Below are 212 nucleotides of genomic sequence, written 5' to 3' on the forward strand. Positions count from 1 at the left end.
AAAAAACTTTTAATTGAAGAGTTTGATCATGGCTCAGATTGAACGCTGGCGGCAGGCCTAACACATGCAAGTCGAGCGGTAACAGAGAGTAGCTTGCTACTTTGCTGACGAGCGGCGGACGGGTGAGTAATGCTTGGGAATATGCCTTTTGGTGGGGGACAACAGTTGGAAACGACTGCTAATACCGCATAATGTCTACGGACCAAAGTGGG

At 48.6% G+C, this 212-nt stretch carries 1 rRNA gene; it reads left to right on the forward strand.

Annotated features, from left to right (window positions below):
* Positions 1 to 10: 10 nt before the first annotated feature.
* Positions 11 to 212: ribosomal RNA gene (locus H5158_RS23105) — 16S ribosomal RNA — on the forward strand; the annotation flags it as partial.

Source organism: Pseudoalteromonas sp. SR45-6 (assembly GCF_014163545.1).
Lineage (GTDB): Bacteria > Pseudomonadota > Gammaproteobacteria > Enterobacterales > Alteromonadaceae > Pseudoalteromonas > Pseudoalteromonas rhizosphaerae.